Below are 248 nucleotides of genomic sequence, written 5' to 3'. Positions count from 1 at the left end.
ATCATAATACCGTAGAAGACTTTCAGAACCCTGGACTGCTTGTAAAAGGTAAAGAAGCATTAAACTCATGCTTGACATCCGATATGTATAATGATGAGAGAAACCTATCTTTAGAACACGTTGCACCTCAAACATACACTACTGGATGGGATGAAAATATTTATGCTAGAAATACCCTTGTTCATACTTTGGGTAACTTGATACTAGTGTCATCTCAATTAAACTCCTCTTTAAGCAATAGAGTTTGG

1 protein-coding gene is annotated in these 248 nt (G+C 35.9%); it reads left to right on the top strand.

Going from position 1 to position 248, the window contains the following annotated elements; genetic code table 11:
• Positions 1–248 (top strand): GmrSD restriction endonuclease domain-containing protein (locus tag R0K30_RS22960; protein ID WP_410613274.1); only part of this gene is annotated, 248 nt, incomplete at both ends.

Origin of the sequence: Bacillus sp. SIMBA_154, from assembly GCF_046536015.1 — a bacterium.
GTDB classification, from domain to species: Bacteria; Bacillota; Bacilli; order Bacillales; family Bacillaceae; genus Bacillus; species Bacillus pumilus_P.
The sequence above is the reverse complement of the archived record's forward strand: the minus strand, read 5'-3'. Positions and strand labels throughout refer to the sequence as shown.